Source organism: Polynucleobacter sp. AP-Kaivos-20-H2, from assembly GCF_018882215.1.
Classification (GTDB): domain Bacteria; phylum Pseudomonadota; class Gammaproteobacteria; order Burkholderiales; family Burkholderiaceae; genus Polynucleobacter.
On record NZ_JACVOX010000002.1, the window covers coordinates 177357 to 196714 of the forward strand.

A 19358-nucleotide genomic window follows, 5' to 3' on the forward strand; every position below is an offset into this window, starting at 1 on the left:
TGATTAACAATACTGTTTACGCATTCAGCGCTCTCGACCAAGGCATGAGTTTCTGCGCGGTATATCGAATCAGCCTATCCAAACATAAACCAATAACTCCGATAGCTAACATGCCAACCAAAATATAATCTGTGCGCAAAACAGTACGGGCGTCGTTAATAAGGAAGCCAAGACCAGAATTAGCACCAACCAATTCAGCTGCCACTAAAGCCATCCAACCCACTCCCAGACCAATGCGAATGCCAGTCACTATCTGAGGCAGTGCAGCGCGCAAAATAACGCGAGTAATCACACTCCAAGAACCCGCACCTAGGCAACGCGCAGCTCGAATGAGATTCGGCTCTACATTTTTTACTGCATCGATTGTATTAATTAGGATTGGGAAGAAGATTCCCAAGAAAATAATGAATTGGTTTTGAGTGTTACCAACTCCAAACCACAAAATACTTAATGGAATCCAAGCAATTGGCGGAATAGGTCGCAAGATTTCTACGATGGGATCTACCTGCTCATTTACCCACTTAAAACATCCCATCACTATCCCCAAAGGGATAGCGACAGAGGCATAACAAAATGCTACAAACTCTCTAGACAAACTATCGAACAAATGTTTCCAGATTTCTCCAGATTTCATTAATTCAAATCCGCCTTGCGCCACCCCCGAAGGAGGAGGCAACAAGGTGGCTTCTGTTTTATCCAGAATAAACCGACTGGCATATTCCCAGGCAGCAAGCAATAGAACCAATAAAGCTAGGCGACGAAATTGCTTCAAAAAATGAATTATTGGCATAACGCTTTATTTTTTATAAACCTTGCCGTCAAAAGACCAATCTCTTGTGAGATCGCCCTTTTCTGGGAAAGCCTGAGGTTTTGTAGTATTCAATGGATTCATATAAGTTGGGTAAGGCGTTTTATCCATTGGTGCAGACCAGTTAGCCGGCAAGAATGGTGGTCTTGTAATAGTTGCCCAACCTAATTTTTCAAAAGTCTTATCCATAAATCGGGTATCCACAGCACGGGCGAAATCAATACCCGTTAGCTTATTCTGAATGCGCTTGTTTTCATAAAGCCAGGTATAAATCGGCTCATTTGCACGACCCCAGAACACTGGAATTGGGTAAATGTAATTGGGCTTGTACAAGAGGTTGTAGGCAGAAATTTGCTGACGTAAGATTTCTTTTGAGTAATTCTTGAGATTCGGATCTTCTTGCATAACATCTACAGCGGCATCCGGATTCTTTCTAATCCAAAGCGTTGCTTCAGCAATGGCATCGGTAAAGGCCTGAACCACGTCGGGCGCATTATCAATCACCTCTTGGCGCACATAGAAAGTTCCCTCATAAATATTGTAGGGATAGCTATCGCTAATAATTCTGGCGTTCTTGCGCTCCTTCGACATGATGGTTGGGGTTGGATCCCAAGGTACTACCGCATCAATTCCTTTAGGCATCGCCATTTGCTCACCCGGAGGCATATTCTTTAGGATGATGTCTTTTCCAATCTCAATACCATTAGCCTTGGCTGCGGCTTGAATATAAAACTCAGCTGAAGAGCCAGTCACGATACCAATAGTTGCTGGGGGATTCGAGCCCTTAAAGTCCTTAAAGGATTTAATTTTGGAATCCAATGGCACCAAAACTGCATGCATCAAATTCGTGTTGATCACTGCAATGGTTTTAACAGGAATATTTTTATCAATTAATGAAGTGAACGGGAAATTGCCGCCGTTGCCAAACTGGAAACGACCAGAGATGATGACCTCGTTAATAGCCGGCCCAGAAGGGAACGCCTGCAATTTCGATTCAATACCCCGCTTGGCCAATAGACCTTTTTTATCCATTACTAAGTTAATCGTATTTTGACCTGACCATGGTGGCTGAAATGCAATCTGCAATGGCCACCAACCCTTTTCTTTGAGCCAGGCTACAGACTTGGCGGATACCTTCTCATCAGCACCCTCCGGCCATCCATAGTCATTGAATTTGGTGGCGTTCTGAGCCATCGATAACATTGGAGCGCCCGATAACATGGCGACAGCAAGTACTGAAAAGATACGGCGTAATGCGCTAAATTGTTTCATTACGATCTCCTTAAGAATGAAATTTCTTGTACCGAATACAACAAGCAAAGGTCAAAAAAACTAACTGCTGAAGCTTAACTCTATACCGCCCAACTTGGTTCTAATTTTTCTATATTCTTTTTTCATAACTAAATACTTCACCAACTCGGTAAAGGGCTGTAAAGCAGGCCCCTGCTTCAAAGCTTCCTGAGCACCATCTCTTAATCCTAATGCAAGATTTTCAGGATAAAAAGCATGCAAACTCAACTGCTCCTTACTTACTGAGCGCCCCCATTTTTTTCTTAATCCAGATAACGCAGGCTCAATCAACTCCCCAGGCCTACGAGAGGCGTCGTAATCTACGTTGGCACGATTCATTACCTCAGCACTGGGAGTGCCAGCCAATCTTCCGTAGTGACCCTTGAGATATAACTTAACCTCATCAGGAATCGTTTTATAACGTTCACCCTGCATCACATTTAGAACAGCTTGCGTCACGATATATTGGGCAAATGGGCTGACCAGAATGGGATAACCCAAGTCTTCGCGAACTCTGGCCGTCTCTTCAAGAATCTCAGATTCTCTATGAGAAATGCCCATTGTGGCCAACTGAGCACGTAGATTAGAAATCATCCCGCCAGGGATTTGATGTTCATATAAAGCTGGATCGTAACTGGCCTTCTCTCCGCGAGCAAAATTGTCACGCGCACAAATCCAATCGAAGTATTCATTCACTTTTTGCAAAGCAGCGCGATTCATCTTTGGTGCACGACCTAGTTTCTGTGCGCTAGCATATACATCTAGCACTGAAGGCAAGGAAGCACCATTCGCTAAACAGTCAGTTGCGACATATCCATAAGCAAATCCAGCCTTGATAGCCTCTTCGTATACCAATGGAGCCAAACCAGATTGGCAATGAGAATGTAATTTAATCGGGATACCAGTGGCTGCAGAGACTACCGCAGGGAAAAGTGTTGCAGCCCGATCGGGAGTAAGTAAGCCTGTTGGGTCTTTTACCGAAATAAAATCGACACCTAGCTTTACCAACTCACGTGTGCGAGCAATAAAGTAAGCATCATCATGCACAGGGCTTAAGGCATAAGTCAACATGGCATTGATCAACATGCCATATTTTTTACCTGCCTTAACAGAGGATTCAATATTGCGGTTATCGTTCAGCGCATCGTAAACAGTAAGCACTCTCACGCCAGACTGGGCTAATAACTCCACATTCAACTCAACTACGTCATCCGGGAATAACTCAAACGTATAAATACTTTGGCCACGTGTTAATGCATCTGTTGGCGTGCTGAGTTGCTTACTCAAAAACTCCATACGCTTCCATGGGTCTTCACGCAAGAATCGCACCATCACATCGAATACAGCTCCGCCCAATATATTGATGTAGCCATAGCCAGCCTGATCTATATCAGCCAAGGCTGGATACATATGGGGAGTAGTCATACGGGTAGACCAAAGGCACTGATGCGCATCGCGCAAAGTGACATCAATCATTTCGAATGGCGTCTTCTTAGTCATCACGCAAGCTCAATCACCATCAGAGGCTGCCCAACTTCGATCGTTGCGCCATCCTCCACTAGAATCCTAGACACCTTACCAGCGCACTCTGCAGGAATCGTGTTGAGTAATTTCATTACCTCGACAATGCATAGGTCCGTAGTAGGCGTAACGCTATCACCCACCTCAACAAATGGCGGAGAGCTTGGGCTTGGCCGACGATAAAAAGTACCGATCATTGGACTCACAATCATGCGCTCTGAAGATGAAATAGTCAGTGCCGCATTAGGTGCCGGAGCAGCAATAGGGCTTGGAGCTAACACAGCAACTGGGGAGGCAGCGTAAGCGACCGGAGCGGAAACATTTGGAGTCCCCACGGAAATCTCAATCTCAAATTCTTCAGTCTTATAACCAAAGGTCGTAAACGTACCCGCGTCCTTGATGAGGGCAACAATTTCCTTTACCTGCTTCATTGTGAATTCAGGAGGGGTCTTCACCTTGGTTGCAGCTTTTGTTGCTGGAACTTTTTTAGAAGTCTTTGGGTTTGCTTTCGCTTTGGAGGCGACTTTCTTTTTTGTTTGCACTGTCTCGTATTTTTAGTTAATATTTTCTCTAATGAAATTTAAAGTATCATCAGATGAAATGCTTTAAGGGTAAACACTTAAAAATGCAAAAATCCTCAAAAAATCCTTAATAAATGCCGCAAAAACTCTCCCGCATCACTCCTCCAGCCGAAATATTGGAAGAATCCGCCAAATCCAGCATGGCGGAAAAGGTGCTGCTCATTCTGGAGACAATTGCGCAATCAGAATTTCCGCTTACCCTTGAGACCATATCGACTGGCACTGACTTAGCTAAGCCCACTGTATTTAGATTACTCAACACATTAGTTACACAAGGATTTATTGAGCGCGATCCCAATGGCAGGCGTTTTCAACCCAGTGCAAAACTCAGAATTTTAGGAATCAATATTCTCTCGGTGGACTCGATCCGGTCACAACGCGTAGCAGTAATGAAACGTCTTGTAGAAGAAATTGGTGAAACTTGTAACTTCAATATTTTGGATGGCAACAAGGTGATGTATCTAGATCGTGTTGAAACAAGCGCGCCTATTAGACTTCACGTAGATCTAGGTATGCGCGTTCCGCTTCACTGCACTGCTAGTGGAAAATTATTTCTCTCAGGCATGACTGAATTGCAGGTTCAGCGCTCACTTGGGAATGAGCCTTTTGAAACTTATACGCCCAGAACCATTACTACTTACGATAAATTATTTTCTGAGCTGGAAAATATTCGTCAAAATGGCTACGCCCTTGATGAATCGGCCTTCCTGGAGGGTTTCATTGGTATCGCTGTACCAGTAATTAACTCTAAACAGAAAACCTTTGCGACGATTACGGCTCATGGTCCCGCGCCGCGCATGCAAGAAAAATCCATTGATTTTTATATCAACCCTTTAAAACGCGCTGCGCAAGATATCCAAAGCAGCCTATCTGAAACTAGCAATTAATTTCTTGGAATTTATATGAGCACACCAGTAATCATCACAGTAGCAATGACCGGAGCGATTCCTAGAAAAAAGGATTGCCCAGGTTTGCCAGTAACCACTAGCGAGCAGATTGAAGAAACTCAAAAGGCTTTTGAAGCAGGCGCTTCTCTTGCACACATTCATGTGCGCAATCCTGATGAAACCCCAAGCTCTGATCCTGATTTATATGCAAAGGTACAAGAAGGTATACAGAAATATTGTCCAGGAATGATTGTTCAATTCTCTACCGGTGGTAGAGGTCGTGATCAAGCGGCACGTGGCGGTATGCTATTTCACCGACCTGATATGGCTTCCCTAGCAACCGGATCAGTCAACTTCCCCACCGGAATCTATGAGAATCCCCCAGAATTTGTAGATGGACTTGCAAGTGAGATGCTTAAATATGAGATCAAGCCAGAAATTGAGATTTTCGATCTGGCCATGCTCTACAACGCGGCAAATCTGATTGAACGCGGACTCCTAAAGGCGCCGGCTCACGTGCAATTTGTGATGGGCATCCCAAATGCAATGCCAGCGAGACGTTCGATTCTAGAATTTCTCATTTCAGAATTAAAAGCCGTGATGCCCGATGCCACTTGGACTGCAGCAGGTATTGCACGTCATCAGCTCACGGTAAATGAATGGACACTTGAATTAGGTGGCCACGTTAGAACCGGGTTGGAGGACAATACTCGCTTTGATAAAACTCGTGCAGCAAAAGATAATGCAGAGCTTGTTACGCGCTTAGCTGAAATAGCCCCTAGATATAACCGAACAGTTGCAACGCCAGCACAAGCTCGCGAAATCTTAGGATTAAGAAAGCACTAATCAACATGTCAAACACATCGTTCGATTACATTGTTGTCGGCGGCGGCTCATCCGGCTGCGTTTTAGCCAACCGCCTCTCGGAGGATCCCAAGAATTCCGTTTGCCTTATTGAGGCGGGGCCTAAGGACCGCTCTCCTTGGATTCATCTACCAATTGGTTACGCAAAAACGATGTGGGACCCAAAACTCAATTGGAAATTTCAGACCGAGCCTGATACCGGCGTGAACAATCGACAAATTTATTGGCCCAGAGGAAAGACATTAGGTGGCTCTAGCTCAATCAATGGCTTAATTTTTATTCGCGGCCAGAAAGAAGATTACGACACTTGGCGTGATCTCGGTAATCCAGGTTGGGGTTGGGATGACGTACTACCCTACTTTAAAAAAGCAGAAGGTAATGATCGCTTGGGCGAGCCATTACATTCAAAAACTGGACCATTAAAAGCTTCCTCTATTCCAAAGAAGCATCCTTTGGTTGAGGCATTCAAAAAGACGGCTAATGCTTTAGGAGTGCCAGAGACAGATGACTTTAATAACTTAACGCAAGAAGGCGTTGGTTACTATCAACTCACAACCCACAAAGGCTTTCGTTGTAGCACTGCCGTTGCTTACTTAAAGCCCGCTAAGAAACGCAGTAACTTAAAGATCCTGACAGATAGCCAGGTTTGCAAAGTTATTTTTGAAAATAAAAAAGTCGTTGGGGTTGAGCTCATTCGCAACGGCGTTAAGAGTGTCGTCCATGCAAACAAAGAGGTTATTCTTAGCGCTGGTGCCATTCTCAGTCCACAGCTCCTGCAGCTATCCGGAGTGGGCCCAGCTCAACTACTACAAGAATTTAATATCCCTGTTGTACAAGATTTGCCAGGGGTCGGAGAAAACTTACAAGACCATCTGCAGCACCGCCTCATTTATGAACTAAACCAACCCATCTCCACCAACGACCAACTCTCATCTTGGTTTGGGCAATTAAAAATGGGATTGGATTGGCTGCTTTTCCGTGGTGGTCCACTGTCTATTGGCATCAATCAAGGCGGCCTCTTTACACGAGTCATGAAAGACTCTAAAACGCCTGATATTCAATTTCATTTGGCAACACTTTCTGCTGAAATGGCTGGAGGCAAGGTGCATCCATTTTCTGGATTCACCATGTCAGTATGTCAATTACGACCAGAATCTCGAGGTCACGTCCGCATTCAATCTTCGGACCCACTTGTGCCGCCAAAAATGTTAGCCAACTATATGTCGACACCTTACGACCGCGATATCAGCATTGCGGCAGTCAAGTACGCCAGAAAAATTGCGCGGACTGAACCACTGAGATCCCTTGTGGTCAGAGAGGTCAAGCCTAATAACCCACAATCGGATAAAGAAATCTTAGAGTTTTGCCGCAACAATGGTGCAACGATTTTCCATCCTACTGGCACATGTCAAATGGGTCCGGATAGCGATCCAATGGCAGTACTTGATTCCTCTTTAAGAGTTAAAGGTGTACAAGGCTTGAGAGTGGTTGATTGCTCTGCAATGCCAACACTTCCCTCAGGCAATACCAATTGGCCCGCAGTAATGCTCGCTGAAAGAGCCTCGGACCTTATTCTAGGAAAGATTTAATCTCCCTAATGCATTTCTTTATCTTTTCATTAATTGGGGTGATGACAGGCTTGCTAATGGCCCTTTTTGGTATCGGTGGCGGTGCATTTATTGTTCCGGCATTAGACGCTGCTTTTTTAGCAGTGCCCAATTCTGCTCATCCGCCTTTTCAACTGATAGTGATTGGTAGCTTATGCACTATTGTTATAGGATCCCTACCGCGCGCTATTAAAGTTTTAATTGGCGATAAAAATGAACGTAGCATTGCAAGGTTATTAATACTCAGCGCGCTTCCATTCATATTGCTAGCCAGCCTAGCAGCCACTCAATTGGCTGATCAAGCGCTGCGCCTAGGGTTTTCTGGGACGATTGTTTTAATTGGACTATGGACTCTCTTTGGCAAAAATCCATCGAGCAAATCAGCTGCCGTTCCTGTTAAGCCCAGCACTTACAAACTCATTACTGTAGGGGCCATTTCAGGCATATCATCAGCATTGTTTGGTCTCGGCGGCGCAACCCTTTTGATGCCGCTCCTAACAATGTGGGTTGGATTGCCGATTGCAATTTGCGTTGATATTTCGATTCTATTTGTATCAGCCACTTCCATTGTGAGCCTCACTACCCTCAGTTCAGCCTGGGTAGGAATTCATGGGGCAGATAGCATCGACAGCACAATATTAATTTTGATACTCATTCTGGGGATAAGTGCCGCATTGACACAGACTCTCGCATCAGGAAAATTAGTCAAAATGAAGGATGGTTTAAGGCAGCGCTTACTAGGGTGCTACCTCGTAAGTCTAGGGATCTGGGTAATTGCCCGCTCGCTTAACTAAACTGCTTTAGGAATAACATCGATCAGCTTTAAGCGCTGAACCTTGCCAGATGGCCCCCGCGGTAGATCTTCCATAAAGAGAATAATCTTTGGCGTTCTGAATTTACCTAATTCTTTTAGGCAAAATTCGCGCATTTCTTCTTCGGAACAAGTAGTGCCTAGTTTGAGAACAATGCACACCATAATCTCTTGGCCATAATTACTATCAGGAATACCCACTGCTGCTGCATCCAATACTGCAGGATGCTTTAGGACAGCCTCATCGATTTCGCGGGGGGCAATATTTTCTCCGCCTTTAATAATGAGCTCCTTCAGGCGGCCGGTGATGAAATAAAAACCATCATCATCACGCATTCCAAGGTCGCCAGTCTTAAGCCATCCTTCACTATCAAAAGCCTTCGCAGTTTCTGTTTCTGCTTTGTAATAGGCATTGAGTACATTACCGCCACGTAAGCAAATTTCACCGACGGCATTGTTTCCCAGCGGATTGCCTTCTGGATCAATGACCTTTGCCTCTACCCCGCAAGGTTGGCCTGGGCTGCCATAGCGTCGGCTTTCATCATGGGGATTACAAAAAACCATGGAGGCTGACTCTGTCATGCCCATGCCTTCAATGACGGTAATTCCAAACAGCGCCTCGAATTCACGATGATGCTCAGGGGGTAAGGGAGCAGAAGCAGATCGACCAAATCGAATCGATTTCAACTCCTCGCGACTCGGTAATGCACCACCACTCTTGGCTGCATTAATTAAATACGCAATGATGGTTGGGACCATATTGATCCATGTGCAGTGGTATTGAATGGCCAAGCTCCACCAATTCTTTACAGAGAATGAATGTGGAGCCACAACAGATCCACCAGATACAAACGGAGTGATAGTAGAAATTACCTGGCCATTAATATGATAAATCGGCAAAGAGCTCAACACAACATCCGCCTGCGTCAATGAATGCCATGCGACCATAGATCGAGCGGCATGCAATAAATTGGCGTGAGTTAACAAGACGCCCTTAGGTGTGCCTGTCGTACCTGAGGTATACATTAAGAGTGCAGATCGTGAAGACTTAACCGCAGGTAATGTTCCAGAAGCGCATTGCATGAATGGTCCTGCGGCAGCATCTGGGTCAAGCTCCACTAACAGGAACTTTCTTTTGGTTTTTTCAATGGCCAAAAATAGACTTTGCTTCTTGTCAGGCGAGTAAAACAACACTTCAATATCACTATGATCCAAGACCCAAGCCAGTTGATCCGTGGGGGCCAATAGATTTAAAGGGGTAATCACGCGACCACAAGACATGGTTGCCAGAAATACCGTGCTGGTCTGACGCCCGTTTTGCATAAACAAGCCAACGTGACCCTGCTCACTAATGTCTTGTTGCTCTAACCAAGTTGAAAAGTGGCGCGCTTCTATTGCAAGTTGCCCATAACTTAGAGCAGCCCCAATCTCAGGCGCAAATAGAAATGATTTATCTGGCTGTACCGCCTCCCAGTGCAGTAGTACCTCACCCAAACTCTTGCAAGCTACGGTCATCTTTAAACTAGATCTGTGGAAAGCGGCTGAAATATTCTTTCAACAAATCCTCTACCTTGGGCACATGCTCAGGGATTGGCCTAACCACTCTCGTGATGTTCATATAGTGGCGATAATTCATATTCTCAGAGAAATTATTCTTCCCCCAGGTACCGCAACCCATGGATAAAGAAAAAGGTAGGCCATTTTCAAAGCTACCGCCCGTTGCAATCGCATGGGCCTGATTCACAATGATTCTAGCTACTGGCAATTGCTGCGCTAGCGCTGCAGCCCTTGCTTCCTGTATGTCACCGCTTTGCGCAGTATGCAAGCCAACAGAATGTCCAGCACCTTGGTATGCATATACATTAGCAATTAATTGTTTAGCTGCCTCAAAGTCGGCAGCCTTCCAAACCGTTAACACCGGACTGAGTTTTTCACCAGAAAATGGCGCATCCGGCCCATAACCCTGCTCCTCAACCATAAAAAATTTGGCTGATTTTGCTTTTGGATTCTGTAATTGAGCGCGCTCTGCAATAATGGCTGGGCTTTGAGCAGTAAGTGTTGAGGTCAACTTGCCATTTTGGAACATGACATCTTCTAGACGTTTCTTATCAGTCGCATCCAACATCAAGCCACCTGCTGCCTCAAGAGCACCAATAGCCTGATCGTAAATCTGAGCACAAATGATCGCCCCATTTTCACTTGAGCAACTTGTAGCGTTGTCGAATGTTTTGGACTGCAGTATTTTGTTAGCCGCGCTAGCAAGATCCGCATACTCATCAATGATCACCAGCACATTGCCTGCGCCGACCCCAAAAGCAGGTGTACCGCAAGTATATGCAGCACGAATATTAGATTGAGAGCCTGTAGCAACTACCAGATCAACCAAACGCATTAACTCATTCGTAGAGTCTTTAGTGATTGGCGATGGCAACATCTGCACTAAATCGCGAGGTGCTTTCACTTGATCTAGCTGGTGATGAACAAACTCCAACAGACGCGCACAGGTTGACTGCCCTTTTGGAGAGGGCGCAATAATGACTGCATTACGGCATTTCAAGGCATTCAAAATTTTGTTAATTGGGGTTGCGCCAGGGTTAGTTGAGGGCGTGATAGCTCCCACTACACCGACTGGGCGAGCATATTCTGTAAGTCCCGTTTTTAAATCCTCCGAAATAATCCCCACTGTTTTGGCGTAACTTAAGTCGCGCACTAAACCTAAGGTTTTTCTAAAGTTCTTCTTAAATTTATCAGCCACATCCCCAAGACCAGTATCTGTGACGGCCAGTTCTGCTAACTCTTGATTACGCTTTGGCTCCAATATTGACCAAGCTACAGCCTCGACCACTAAATTAACCTGTGCCTGGGTGTACTGCTCATATATTTTTTGAGCTGCACGTCCGCGCTCAACAATAGTTTCTACTGGCGTCATCATTTATCTTTTTATCTTTGCTAATGAATTTGATTCTTCAGATTTACTAAAACTTATTCAGCCTTGATGCTGGCATCCTTCGTTACTTTTTTCCACTTAACCAATTCTGCTTTCACAATTGCACCCAATTGCGCAGGAGTACTACCCACCGCTTCAGCACCTTGTCCTAATAATTTTTCTTTTATAGCTGGCTCAGACAATACTTTGATAGTGGCCTTATTGAGAGTCTCAACAATGGCACTTGGTGTACCTGCAGGCACAAACATGGCATACCAAGAATCAACTTCGTAGTCTTTAAAACCAAGCTCAACCATGGTTGGAACATCCGGGAACATTGGTGAACGCTTCACGGTGGATACCGCTAGAGCCCTAAGCTTTCCGGTCTTAACGTAGTTAGCAGCAGCTGGAATAGAAACCCACAACAAAGGAACTTGTCCAGCAATCACATCGGTAATTGCTGGGCCACCACCACGATAAGGTATGTGCATCATGTTTACACCAGCAGAGCCTGCCATCATTGCACCTGCCAAATGACCAGGAGAGCCATTGCCCACTGAAGCATAAGAAACTGCATCAGGTTTAGCCTTCGCCATTTGAATCACATCCTTAACTGACTTCACTGGGAAATCAGGATTGGCTACCAATATTTGTGGAAGCGAGGCCACCAAAGATACTGGCAAAAAGTCTTTTTCAGTATCAAATGCCAACTTTGGATAAATGGCAGGGTTAATAGTATGCGAAGAGAGGGTGAACAAAACGGTATAACCATCCGCCGCAGATTTTGCAGCAATGTCGGTTCCGATTGAGCCGCCAGCGCCGCCGCGATTATCAATGATGATTTGCTGGCCAAGGGCCTGACTTAAGGGCTCTTGCATGATGCGGGCAATAACATCAGTACCCCCACCCGGTGGGTAAGGAACGATAAATTTAATAGGTTTGCTTGGCCAAGCTTGTGCTTGAGCAAACTGTACCAAACCAAGCGAGCCCGTTAAGGCTAGGACCATCGACAGAAAAGCGCCTAATAGATTGCTTCTACGCATACCCAATCTCCTGTTAAAACTGCTATTGGGCCTATCTTAGCCCTTATTTGCCATCTCTTGAAGCATAAATGATCTTATTCAACGGAACAAGTTGTTTCGTATAAGTAAAAATACTAACATTTTCCCTAGAAATTACAACCTTGTTCTATTAGAATGAACAAAACGACACATTTCATGAGATTTAACACTTATGCTTGAATTAGACCCTATCGAACAGCTAGATATCGCCAAAAAGGATAATTCTGGCGAAAACTCTTCCATGCTGAAGGGTGTGGTGATTTTGGAGGCCTTGGCCGGATTGCAACAGCCCGCCACCTTAGCTCAGCTTATGCAAATTACTGGCATGCCAAAAGCATCCCTGCATAGAACATTAGCTATTTTCGAAGAGGCAGGCTTGGTAGCACGAGAGCCTGGGGGACGTACCTACGCTCCTGGTGAACGCCTTTCACATTTAGCAATGTCGACACTAACGCACGACACTGTCTCAGCCATACGCCACACTATTCTTCGTGGCTTAGTAGCTGATCTTGGTGAGACTTGCAACCTGGCAGTCTTAAGGCGTGGCGAACTTTTTTATTTGGATCGTGTTGAGGCGAATTGGGCTTTACGTCTGCACCTCCCACCCGGAACAGTACTGCCCCCACATTGCAGCGCCAGCGGAAAATTACTACTCGCCTACAAGCCTGTAGAGGAACGTACTAAGATTTTAGAAAATCTTCCGCTTGAGCAATTTACTCATAGAACCATTACAGATCGTCACTTATTGGAATCTGAAATGGAGCGAATTGTTAGTACTGGTTATGCGGTAGATAATGAAGAGTATGTATTAGGGGTCTCTTGCGTAGCTGTGCCGGTAAGAGATTCGATCGGCGAGGTAGTGGCAGCTATTGCTGTCCATGCGGCAACCGCAAGACTCCCATTAAATCAAGCGATGGAGCATATTCCTAAGTTAAAAGAAGCGTCTGAGCGCATCTCTCAAACTCTTTCCTAATCAGCACTGCATCACGGAAATCTTGGGGAATATCTAATCATGAAATACCCGCTCTTAGAAAAAATGATTGATGAGGCTAAGAGTGATTTACCTCTTGGAGTGGTCTACCCACTGAGCGCGCCAGCATTGGAAACTGTTTTTGATCTCATCAAACGTCAGTTGTGCACACCTATCCTAATAGGCCCCAAAAAAGATATTGAAGAGCTGGCTGCCATTGAACGACTCCCTTTAGATGGTATACAAATTGTCGATACACCCAAAGATCCCATCTTAGCAACCAAGAAGGCTGTTGAGATGGTTAAAGAAGGGAAGTTGGCAGTTTTGATGAAGGGGTCTTTACATACCGAAGATCTGATGGGCCCGATTGTGAGTCGCGATGGACTGCGCACCGATAAACGCGTCAGCCATCTTTTCTTATTTGAACTTGCGCGTTATCACAAGCTACTGGGCGTCACAGACGCAGTGGTAAATATTGCGCCTAACGCTCAACTCAAAAGAGAAATTCTTGCCAACAGCTTAGATGCCTTAAAAAGATTAAGCATCAGCAATGTCAAAGTAGCCATTATTGCTGCCACCGAAGTCATCAACCCAGCAATGTCATCAACTACGGATGCGAAAGAAATTGTCGATGAGCATATTGCTCATCCTATTTTTCCAGACACCATCATTGAAGGCCCCTTTGGATTTGATAACGCGATTTCAGCTCAGTCAGCAAGAACCAAGGGCATTTATTCCAAGGTTGCCGGGGATCCAGATCTCTTGTTGATGCCAGATTTACAGGTCGGCAATATTCTCTACAAGTCCTTTGTTTATATGGCTGGCGCCGAATGCGCCGGAACCATTTTAGGTGCTCAAGTTCCCATCACCCTAACATCCAGATCTGATTCTGTTTTTTCTAGAGTGGCCTCTACAGCGATGGCTATTCTTCTTGCTAAAAATCCTCAATAGTTGAGAAGGCTATGTTCAAAATATTTTCTAGTGACCCAGTGCATGACCCCGTCAATAAACAAGCGCCAGCAACTGAGATAAAAAAGACCACCTGCTACATGTGTGCCTGTCGTTGTGGTATCCGGGCGCATTTACGTGACGGTAAATTGGTGTATATCGATGGCAATCCTGAGCACCCATTGAATCAAGGCGTCATTTGCGCCAAAGGCTCCTCAGGAATCATGAAACAAAATTCTCCTGCACGCATTACGCAACCACTGTTGCGAAAAGCGGGTAGTGAAAGAGGCAATGGCGAGTTTGAACCCATCAGTTGGGAAAAAGCATTTGAAATCCTGACTGAGCGTCTTGCTAAAATTCGTGCTACTGATCCAAAGAAATTCGCCCTCTTTACTGGCCGCGACCAGATGCAAGCTCTCACAGGTTTATTTGCAAGACAGTTTGGTACACCTAACTATGCAGCTCATGGCGGTTTCTGCTCGGTCAACATGGCTGCGGGCATGATCTATACGATTGGTGGAAGCTTTTGGGAGTTTGGCGGTCCGGATCTAGATCAAGCGAAGTTGTTTGTCATGATTGGCACAGCGGAAGATCACCATAGCAACCCGATGAAGATCGCTTTATCGAAATTTAAACGAGCTGGCGGTCGCTTTATCTCAATCAACCCAGTAAGAACTGGTTACTCTGCGATTGCAGATGAATGGATTCCAATTAAACCCGGTACAGATGGGGCACTCTTCATGGCTTTGATGCATGAACTGATTCGTCTTGAGAAATATGACGCTCCTTTCTTAAAGCGCTTTAGTAATTCTGCTCAATTGGTATGCATGGACTCAGGTCCAGAGGAAGGTTTGTTTTTATATGATCCTGACTCTGATCCAATTAACTTAGATTTACCTCATAACAAATACATTTGGGATGAAAAATCCCAAAGTGCGAAACCTTGTTTTGCACAAGGCACATCACCTGCTCTATTAGGTGAATATGTCATGGGGCCAGGACCACACCAAGGAAAAAAAGTAGTCCCTTCATTTGAGCTTCTTAAGCGACAAGTAAGTGAAACTACACCAGAGTGGGCTGCAGCCATTACTAGCATTACAGCAGAACGGATTCGCAAGCTTGCTCTGGAGATGGCCGATACCGCCTTTGGTCAAGAATTTGAGTTACCCATTCAGTGGACAGATTCTTGGGGTGAAAAGCATGAGTCTGTCACTGGCAGACCAGTTGCTTTCCATGCAATGCGTGGACTCTCAGCACACTCCAATGGATTCCAAACCACGCGTGGCTTAGCAGTACTAATGTCTTTACTGGGAACCATTGATCGCCCAGGCGGCTTTAGACATAAAGCGCCTTACCCACGTCAAGTTCCACCAAATGCAAAGCCACCGTCTTCCGAGAATGACATTAAACCTAATACGCCTTTGGCCAAACCTCCTCTTGGATGGCCAACACAACCAGAAGATCTGGCATTAGATTCTGATGGCAAGCCATTGCGCATTGATAAGGCTTATTCATGGGAGCATCCTTTAGCAGCTCATGGATTGATGCACAACGTAATCACTAATGCAGTGAAAGGCGACCCCTACTCCATTGATACGCTCATGATCTTCATGGCCAATATGTCTTGGAACTCCACCATGAATACGATGGAAGTTCGCGAACATCTCAATGCTAAAAATGATGATGGCGAATTTAAGATTCCATTCTTGGTAGTTTGTGATGCATTCCAGTCGGAGATGGTCGACTTTGCTGACTTAGTGCTCCCAGACACTACTTATCTAGAGCGTCATGATGTCATGAGTATGCTCGACAGACCTATTTCTGAATTTGATGGTCCAGTCGACTCTGTTCGCATCCCTGTTCTGGAGCCATTAGGGGAATGTAAGCCATTCCAGGAAGTATTGATTGAGCTGGCATCCCGCTTAAAGTTCCCTGCATTCACTACGCCGGAAGGGGATCGTAAGTTTAAGGATTATCCCGACTTTATTACTCGCTTCCAAACCACACCAGATTCAGGCATTGGCTTCTTAAGCGGTTGGCGCGGAAAAGATGGTGATAAATCATTGCGCGGTGAACCGAATCCTAATCAGTGGCAAAAATATGCCGAGAATAATTGCGTTCATCAATATCACACGCCTCCTGAGCATCAGTACATGCGCAACTGGAACAAAGGGTATTTAGATTTCTCCAAAGACAATGCTCTACGTCAGAAAAATGATCCGATCATGATCGCAATCTACTCAGACATATTGCAACGCTTTCGCTTGGCGGCAACTGGCAAACGTCCTGGCGCCCAACCGCCAGAGCATCTGAAAGCACGAATCTTCAAATATTTTGATCCACTGCCTTTCTGGTACCCACCACTTGAGGATGAAGCTACAGATCTTACTAAATTTACCCTCAATGCAATTACCCAGCGCCCGATGGCGATGTACCACTCATGGGATTCACAAAATGCGTGGCTACGACAAATTCATAGCCATAACTATCTATACGTCAATACTGCTACTGCACTTAAAAGCGGCATTGCAGATGGCGCCTGGATGTGGATTGAATCCCAGTGGGGCAAGGTCAGGTGTATGGCAAGACACTCAGAAGCTGTTGATCCTGGAACAGTATGGACCTGGAATGCTATTGGTAAAGCAGAGTCAGCCTGGAGTTTGACTAGTGATGCAGATGAATCTAAAAAAGGCTTTTTATTAAATCACCTCATCTCAGAAGAGCTTCCGTTGGGAGGCTTCACTGTTAGCAATTCTGATCCAATTACTGGTCAAGCAGGATGGTATGACGTCAGAGTGCGATTGGCGCCTGCAGATGAAAATGAACCCAAAGAAACCTGGCCACAAGTAAAGGCATTTGAAGTTCCTGGAATGGCCCTCAAAAAATCGGGGGAGACTAAATGAGCAAAAAAAATAAACAACTCGCTCTCGTTATTGATCTTAATGTTTGCGTGGGATGTCACGCTTGTGTGACTTCATGTAAAGAGTGGAACACCTCTGGATCAGCAGGCCCCCTCACCGATCTAAATGCCTATGGCGCCAATCCGAGCGGCACTTTTTTTAACCGAGTACAAACTTTTGAGGCGGGAACCTTCCCGAACACCCAAACAGTTCACTTTCCTAAATCATGCTTGCATTGCGAAGAGCCGCCCTGCGTTCCTGTTTGCCCTACCGGTGCGAGCTATAAGCGCAAAGAGGATGGGATTGTGCTGGTCGATTATGACAAGTGCATTGGTTGCAGCTATTGCTCTTGGGCATGTCCTTATGGCGCTCGAGAGCTGGATCAAGAACGTCAAGTGATGACCAAGTGCACACTCTGTGTGGATCGCATCTATAGTGAGACTTTGCCAGAGTCCGAGAAAAAACCCGCCTGTGTTCTAGCCTGCCCTACTAGCGCACGTATCTTTGGAGATGTTCATGATCCAGAGTCTGCTGCTAGCAAAGCGATAGAGGAACGCTCAGGTTATGCACTCATGCCTGAATGGGAAACCCAGCCTGCCAATCACTATTTACCGCGCTCCATTATGGAAACTATTGATGCGGCAAGGAATGACAAATAATGCGCCCACAATTTTCAATCATTTTCTTTACCACCCTAGCTGGAATGGCACAGGGTCTGTTATTTTTCATTGCCCTATCGTATTTATATAGCCAAGCAATTCCTATTGCCTTTCTGACTAACCTTGCTCTGCCTATTGCCTTTGCTCTCCTTAGCCTAGGCTTGATAGCGTCGTTTTTTCACCTGGGTCACCCTGAGCGAGCATGGCGTGCTGCCATGATGTGGAGAACCTCCTGGCTATCCAGAGAAGTGATTGCCTTGCCAGCACTCATGGCAGTGACTCTCGTGATTTACTTTTGTGCAACAAATGGCGAAGTCCCAAAATGGCTTTGGATAGACCTTCTCATCTGCACACTGGCTCTTTGGATCTGCACCGCCAAGATCTATCAATGCATACGCTTTATACAAGAATGGTCGCATCCATCTACCATCGCTAACTTCATCCTCCTTGGATTGGGATCGGGATTGATTTTGTTGGAGTTGCTGATTGCTTTATGGGGCGACTCCGCAACACAGATCATTGATGCGCCACTATCAATGCTTGCCCTCTTGCTACTATTCCTGTCTTTTAATCTAAAGCTTTGGATTTGGAAGCGCAATCAGGACCTAAAACCGAAGTCTAATCTCTCTACAGCAACCGGCATCAAAGGTAGCAATATTCGTCAAACCTCAATGGGTTTAATGGGCGGAAGTTTTAATACCCGCGAATTCTTTCATCACCAAACAGATCGCGTCATTGCCAATCTTCGTAAAATTATCTTGCTGTGCGCCTATGTAATACCAATGATATTGATGGCATATACCATTACCATTCCAAGCACTTTGATAATTGCCTTGGCATTACTGATCAATTACCTAGGCTTGCTTGCTGAAAGATGGATGTTCTTTGCAGAAGCAAATCATCCACAGAACTTGTATTACCAAAGAGTCTCTTAAGTACGCCTGATGCATATGGATCAATTTGCCGAACAACTGATTCATGGCAGAACCCATATATCGCCCAAAAGATTGGGCGATCCAGGCCCAAGCCCCGCAGAGAAAGAAACCATTCTCTTGGCAGCCAATGCCGCCCCTGATCACGGCAGAATGGTTCCATGGCGCTTCATCGAGATCCAGGAAAGTAGTCGCGCCGCCCTAGGAGAAGTATTCCACCAGTGCCTGCTAGATCGCGATCAGAACGCTACCTCGATACAACAACAAGAGGCGCGTGACAAAGCATCCCGTGGCCCACTACTGCTACTGGCCATTGCCAACTACCGAGATGCAAATGACGATATTAGTAAACAAGAGAAGCTAGTTTCCCTTGGATGCGCCATCCAAAATATTCTTCTGAGTGCTTATGCCTTTGGCTTTGGCTCTGGACTATCTAGCGGCAGAGCTTTGCAAAGTGGTCGTATCCGAGAGTTATTCCAACTCACAAAGGATGAGGAACCGATTTGCTTCATTACGATTGGTACCGTCCAAAAAAATAAGCCCGGTCGTATTCGACCGAGCTTATCTGAGTACCACTCTATTTTTTAAGTAAT

General features: G+C 45.4%; 17 protein-coding genes. 10 read left to right on the forward strand and 7 right to left on the reverse strand.

The features are described from left to right. Positions 1-16: 16 nt before the first annotated feature. From ICE89_RS05285 to accB, 4 genes are read right to left on the reverse strand one after another with little or no spacing between them, the layout of a single operon-like run. Positions 17-790 carry an ABC transporter permease gene (locus ICE89_RS05285; protein ID WP_216265134.1) on the reverse strand — a complete coding sequence of 258 codons (774 nt, stop codon included), beginning with the start codon at positions 788-790 and terminating at the stop codon, positions 17-19. A gap of 6 nt (positions 791-796) precedes the next feature. Beyond that, the gene (locus ICE89_RS05290) at positions 797-2080 is read right to left on the reverse strand and encodes an ABC transporter substrate-binding protein (RefSeq protein ID WP_216265135.1); all 1284 of its coding nucleotides are present in this window, start codon (positions 2078-2080) and stop codon (positions 797-799) included. Positions 2081-2140: 60 nt separating this feature from the next. Next, a complete protein-coding gene (locus ICE89_RS05295; protein ID WP_216263545.1) occupies positions 2141-3598 on the reverse strand; it encodes a pyruvate carboxylase subunit B in 1458 nt (485 codons plus the stop codon). Further along, the gene (accB, locus tag ICE89_RS05300) at positions 3598-4161 is read right to left on the reverse strand and encodes an acetyl-CoA carboxylase biotin carboxyl carrier protein (protein WP_216265136.1); all 564 of its coding nucleotides are present in this window, start codon (positions 4159-4161) and stop codon (positions 3598-3600) included. The genes ICE89_RS05295 and accB overlap by 1 nt, the downstream gene beginning before the upstream one ends. Positions 4162-4274: 113 nt before the next feature. Between accB and ICE89_RS05305 the strand changes: the two genes are divergently transcribed. The 4 genes from ICE89_RS05305 to ICE89_RS05320 are packed head-to-tail and all read left to right on the forward strand — an operon-like array spanning position 4275 to position 8352. Next, complete coding sequence (locus tag ICE89_RS05305; protein ID WP_216263543.1) at positions 4275-5087, forward strand: IclR family transcriptional regulator; 813 nt, start codon at positions 4275-4277, stop codon at positions 5085-5087. Between the two features lie 15 nt (positions 5088-5102). Beyond that, complete coding sequence (locus ICE89_RS05310; protein WP_216265137.1) at positions 5103-5933, forward strand: 3-keto-5-aminohexanoate cleavage protein; 831 nt, start codon at positions 5103-5105, stop codon at positions 5931-5933. 5 nt (positions 5934-5938) lie between these two features. Beyond that, positions 5939-7540 (forward strand): GMC family oxidoreductase, encoded by a 1602-nt coding sequence (locus tag ICE89_RS05315; protein ID WP_216265138.1) that lies wholly within the window; start codon positions 5939-5941, stop codon positions 7538-7540. A gap of 41 nt (positions 7541-7581) precedes the next feature. Beyond that, positions 7582-8352, forward strand: coding sequence for a sulfite exporter TauE/SafE family protein (locus ICE89_RS05320; protein ID WP_216263540.1), 771 nt, complete (start codon positions 7582-7584; stop codon positions 8350-8352). Here the strand turns inward: ICE89_RS05320 and ICE89_RS05325 are convergent. The 3 genes from ICE89_RS05325 to ICE89_RS05335 are packed head-to-tail and all read right to left on the reverse strand — an operon-like array spanning position 8349 to position 12338. Further along, a complete protein-coding gene (locus tag ICE89_RS05325; RefSeq protein ID WP_216265139.1) occupies positions 8349-9884 on the reverse strand; it encodes an AMP-binding protein in 1536 nt (511 codons plus the stop codon). The genes ICE89_RS05320 and ICE89_RS05325 overlap by 4 nt on opposite strands. 7 nt (positions 9885-9891) lie before the next feature. Then, positions 9892-11301 carry an aldehyde dehydrogenase family protein gene (locus ICE89_RS05330; protein ID WP_216265140.1) on the reverse strand — a complete coding sequence of 470 codons (1410 nt, stop codon included), beginning with the start codon at positions 11299-11301 and terminating at the stop codon, positions 9892-9894. Positions 11302-11351: 50 nt separating this feature from the next. Continuing rightward, entirely contained in the window at positions 11352-12338 is a 987-nt protein-coding gene (locus ICE89_RS05335; protein ID WP_216263537.1) for a tripartite tricarboxylate transporter substrate binding protein, read from the reverse strand. A 190-nt stretch (positions 12339-12528) separates the two neighbouring features. On the opposite strand from ICE89_RS05335, the gene ICE89_RS05340 reads away from it, so the two are divergent. Genes ICE89_RS05340 through ICE89_RS05365 form a run of 6 tightly spaced genes read left to right on the forward strand, consistent with a single transcriptional unit; the run spans position 12529 to position 19353 of the window. Next, entirely contained in the window at positions 12529-13329 is an 801-nt protein-coding gene (locus ICE89_RS05340; protein WP_216263536.1) for an IclR family transcriptional regulator, read from the forward strand. 39 nt (positions 13330-13368) lie between these two features. Then, complete coding sequence (locus ICE89_RS05345; protein ID WP_216263535.1) at positions 13369-14277, forward strand: bifunctional enoyl-CoA hydratase/phosphate acetyltransferase; 909 nt, start codon at positions 13369-13371, stop codon at positions 14275-14277. A gap of 11 nt (positions 14278-14288) precedes the next feature. Continuing rightward, the gene (locus ICE89_RS05350) at positions 14289-17177 is read left to right on the forward strand and encodes a molybdopterin oxidoreductase family protein (RefSeq protein ID WP_216263534.1); all 2889 of its coding nucleotides are present in this window, start codon (positions 14289-14291) and stop codon (positions 17175-17177) included. After that, positions 17174-17833: a 4Fe-4S dicluster domain-containing protein gene (locus ICE89_RS05355; RefSeq protein ID WP_216263533.1), complete on the forward strand. Its 660-nt coding sequence runs from the start codon at positions 17174-17176 to the stop codon at positions 17831-17833. The genes ICE89_RS05350 and ICE89_RS05355 overlap by 4 nt, the downstream gene beginning before the upstream one ends. Continuing rightward, a complete protein-coding gene (locus tag ICE89_RS05360) occupies positions 17833-18768 on the forward strand; it encodes a DmsC/YnfH family molybdoenzyme membrane anchor subunit (protein ID WP_216263532.1) in 936 nt (311 codons plus the stop codon). Before ICE89_RS05355 ends, ICE89_RS05360 begins: the two co-directional genes overlap by 1 nt. A gap of 9 nt (positions 18769-18777) precedes the next feature. After that, the gene (locus ICE89_RS05365; RefSeq protein ID WP_255558714.1) at positions 18778-19353 is read left to right on the forward strand and encodes a nitroreductase; all 576 of its coding nucleotides are present in this window, start codon (positions 18778-18780) and stop codon (positions 19351-19353) included. Positions 19354-19358: the final 5 nt, after the last annotated feature.

Coding starts and splice junctions, on each gene's coding strand:
- ICE89_RS05340 (WP_216263536.1), top strand. CDS start 12,529: ATGCTTGAATTAGACCCTATCGAACAGCTAGATATCGCCAAAAAGGAT.
- ICE89_RS05295 (WP_216263545.1), bottom strand. CDS start 3,598: ATGACTAAGAAGACGCCATTCGAAATGATTGATGTCACTTTGCGCGAT.
- ICE89_RS05310 (WP_216265137.1), top strand. CDS start 5,103: ATGAGCACACCAGTAATCATCACAGTAGCAATGACCGGAGCGATTCCT.
- ICE89_RS05335 (WP_216263537.1), bottom strand. CDS start 12,338: ATGCGTAGAAGCAATCTATTAGGCGCTTTTCTGTCGATGGTCCTAGCC.
- ICE89_RS05360 (WP_216263532.1), top strand. CDS start 17,833: ATGCGCCCACAATTTTCAATCATTTTCTTTACCACCCTAGCTGGAATG.
- ICE89_RS05285 (WP_216265134.1), bottom strand. CDS start 790: ATGCCAATAATTCATTTTTTGAAGCAATTTCGTCGCCTAGCTTTATTG.
- ICE89_RS05315 (WP_216265138.1), top strand. CDS start 5,939: ATGTCAAACACATCGTTCGATTACATTGTTGTCGGCGGCGGCTCATCC.
- ICE89_RS05305 (WP_216263543.1), top strand. CDS start 4,275: ATGCCGCAAAAACTCTCCCGCATCACTCCTCCAGCCGAAATATTGGAA.
- ICE89_RS05355 (WP_216263533.1), top strand. CDS start 17,174: ATGAGCAAAAAAAATAAACAACTCGCTCTCGTTATTGATCTTAATGTT.
- ICE89_RS05320 (WP_216263540.1), top strand. CDS start 7,582: ATGACAGGCTTGCTAATGGCCCTTTTTGGTATCGGTGGCGGTGCATTT.
- ICE89_RS05290 (WP_216265135.1), bottom strand. CDS start 2,080: ATGAAACAATTTAGCGCATTACGCCGTATCTTTTCAGTACTTGCTGTC.
- ICE89_RS05365 (WP_255558714.1), top strand. CDS start 18,778: ATGCATATGGATCAATTTGCCGAACAACTGATTCATGGCAGAACCCAT.
- ICE89_RS05330 (WP_216265140.1), bottom strand. CDS start 11,301: ATGATGACGCCAGTAGAAACTATTGTTGAGCGCGGACGTGCAGCTCAA.
- ICE89_RS05345 (WP_216263535.1), top strand. CDS start 13,369: ATGAAATACCCGCTCTTAGAAAAAATGATTGATGAGGCTAAGAGTGAT.
- ICE89_RS05350 (WP_216263534.1), top strand. CDS start 14,289: ATGTTCAAAATATTTTCTAGTGACCCAGTGCATGACCCCGTCAATAAA.
- ICE89_RS05325 (WP_216265139.1), bottom strand. CDS start 9,884: ATGACCGTAGCTTGCAAGAGTTTGGGTGAGGTACTACTGCACTGGGAG.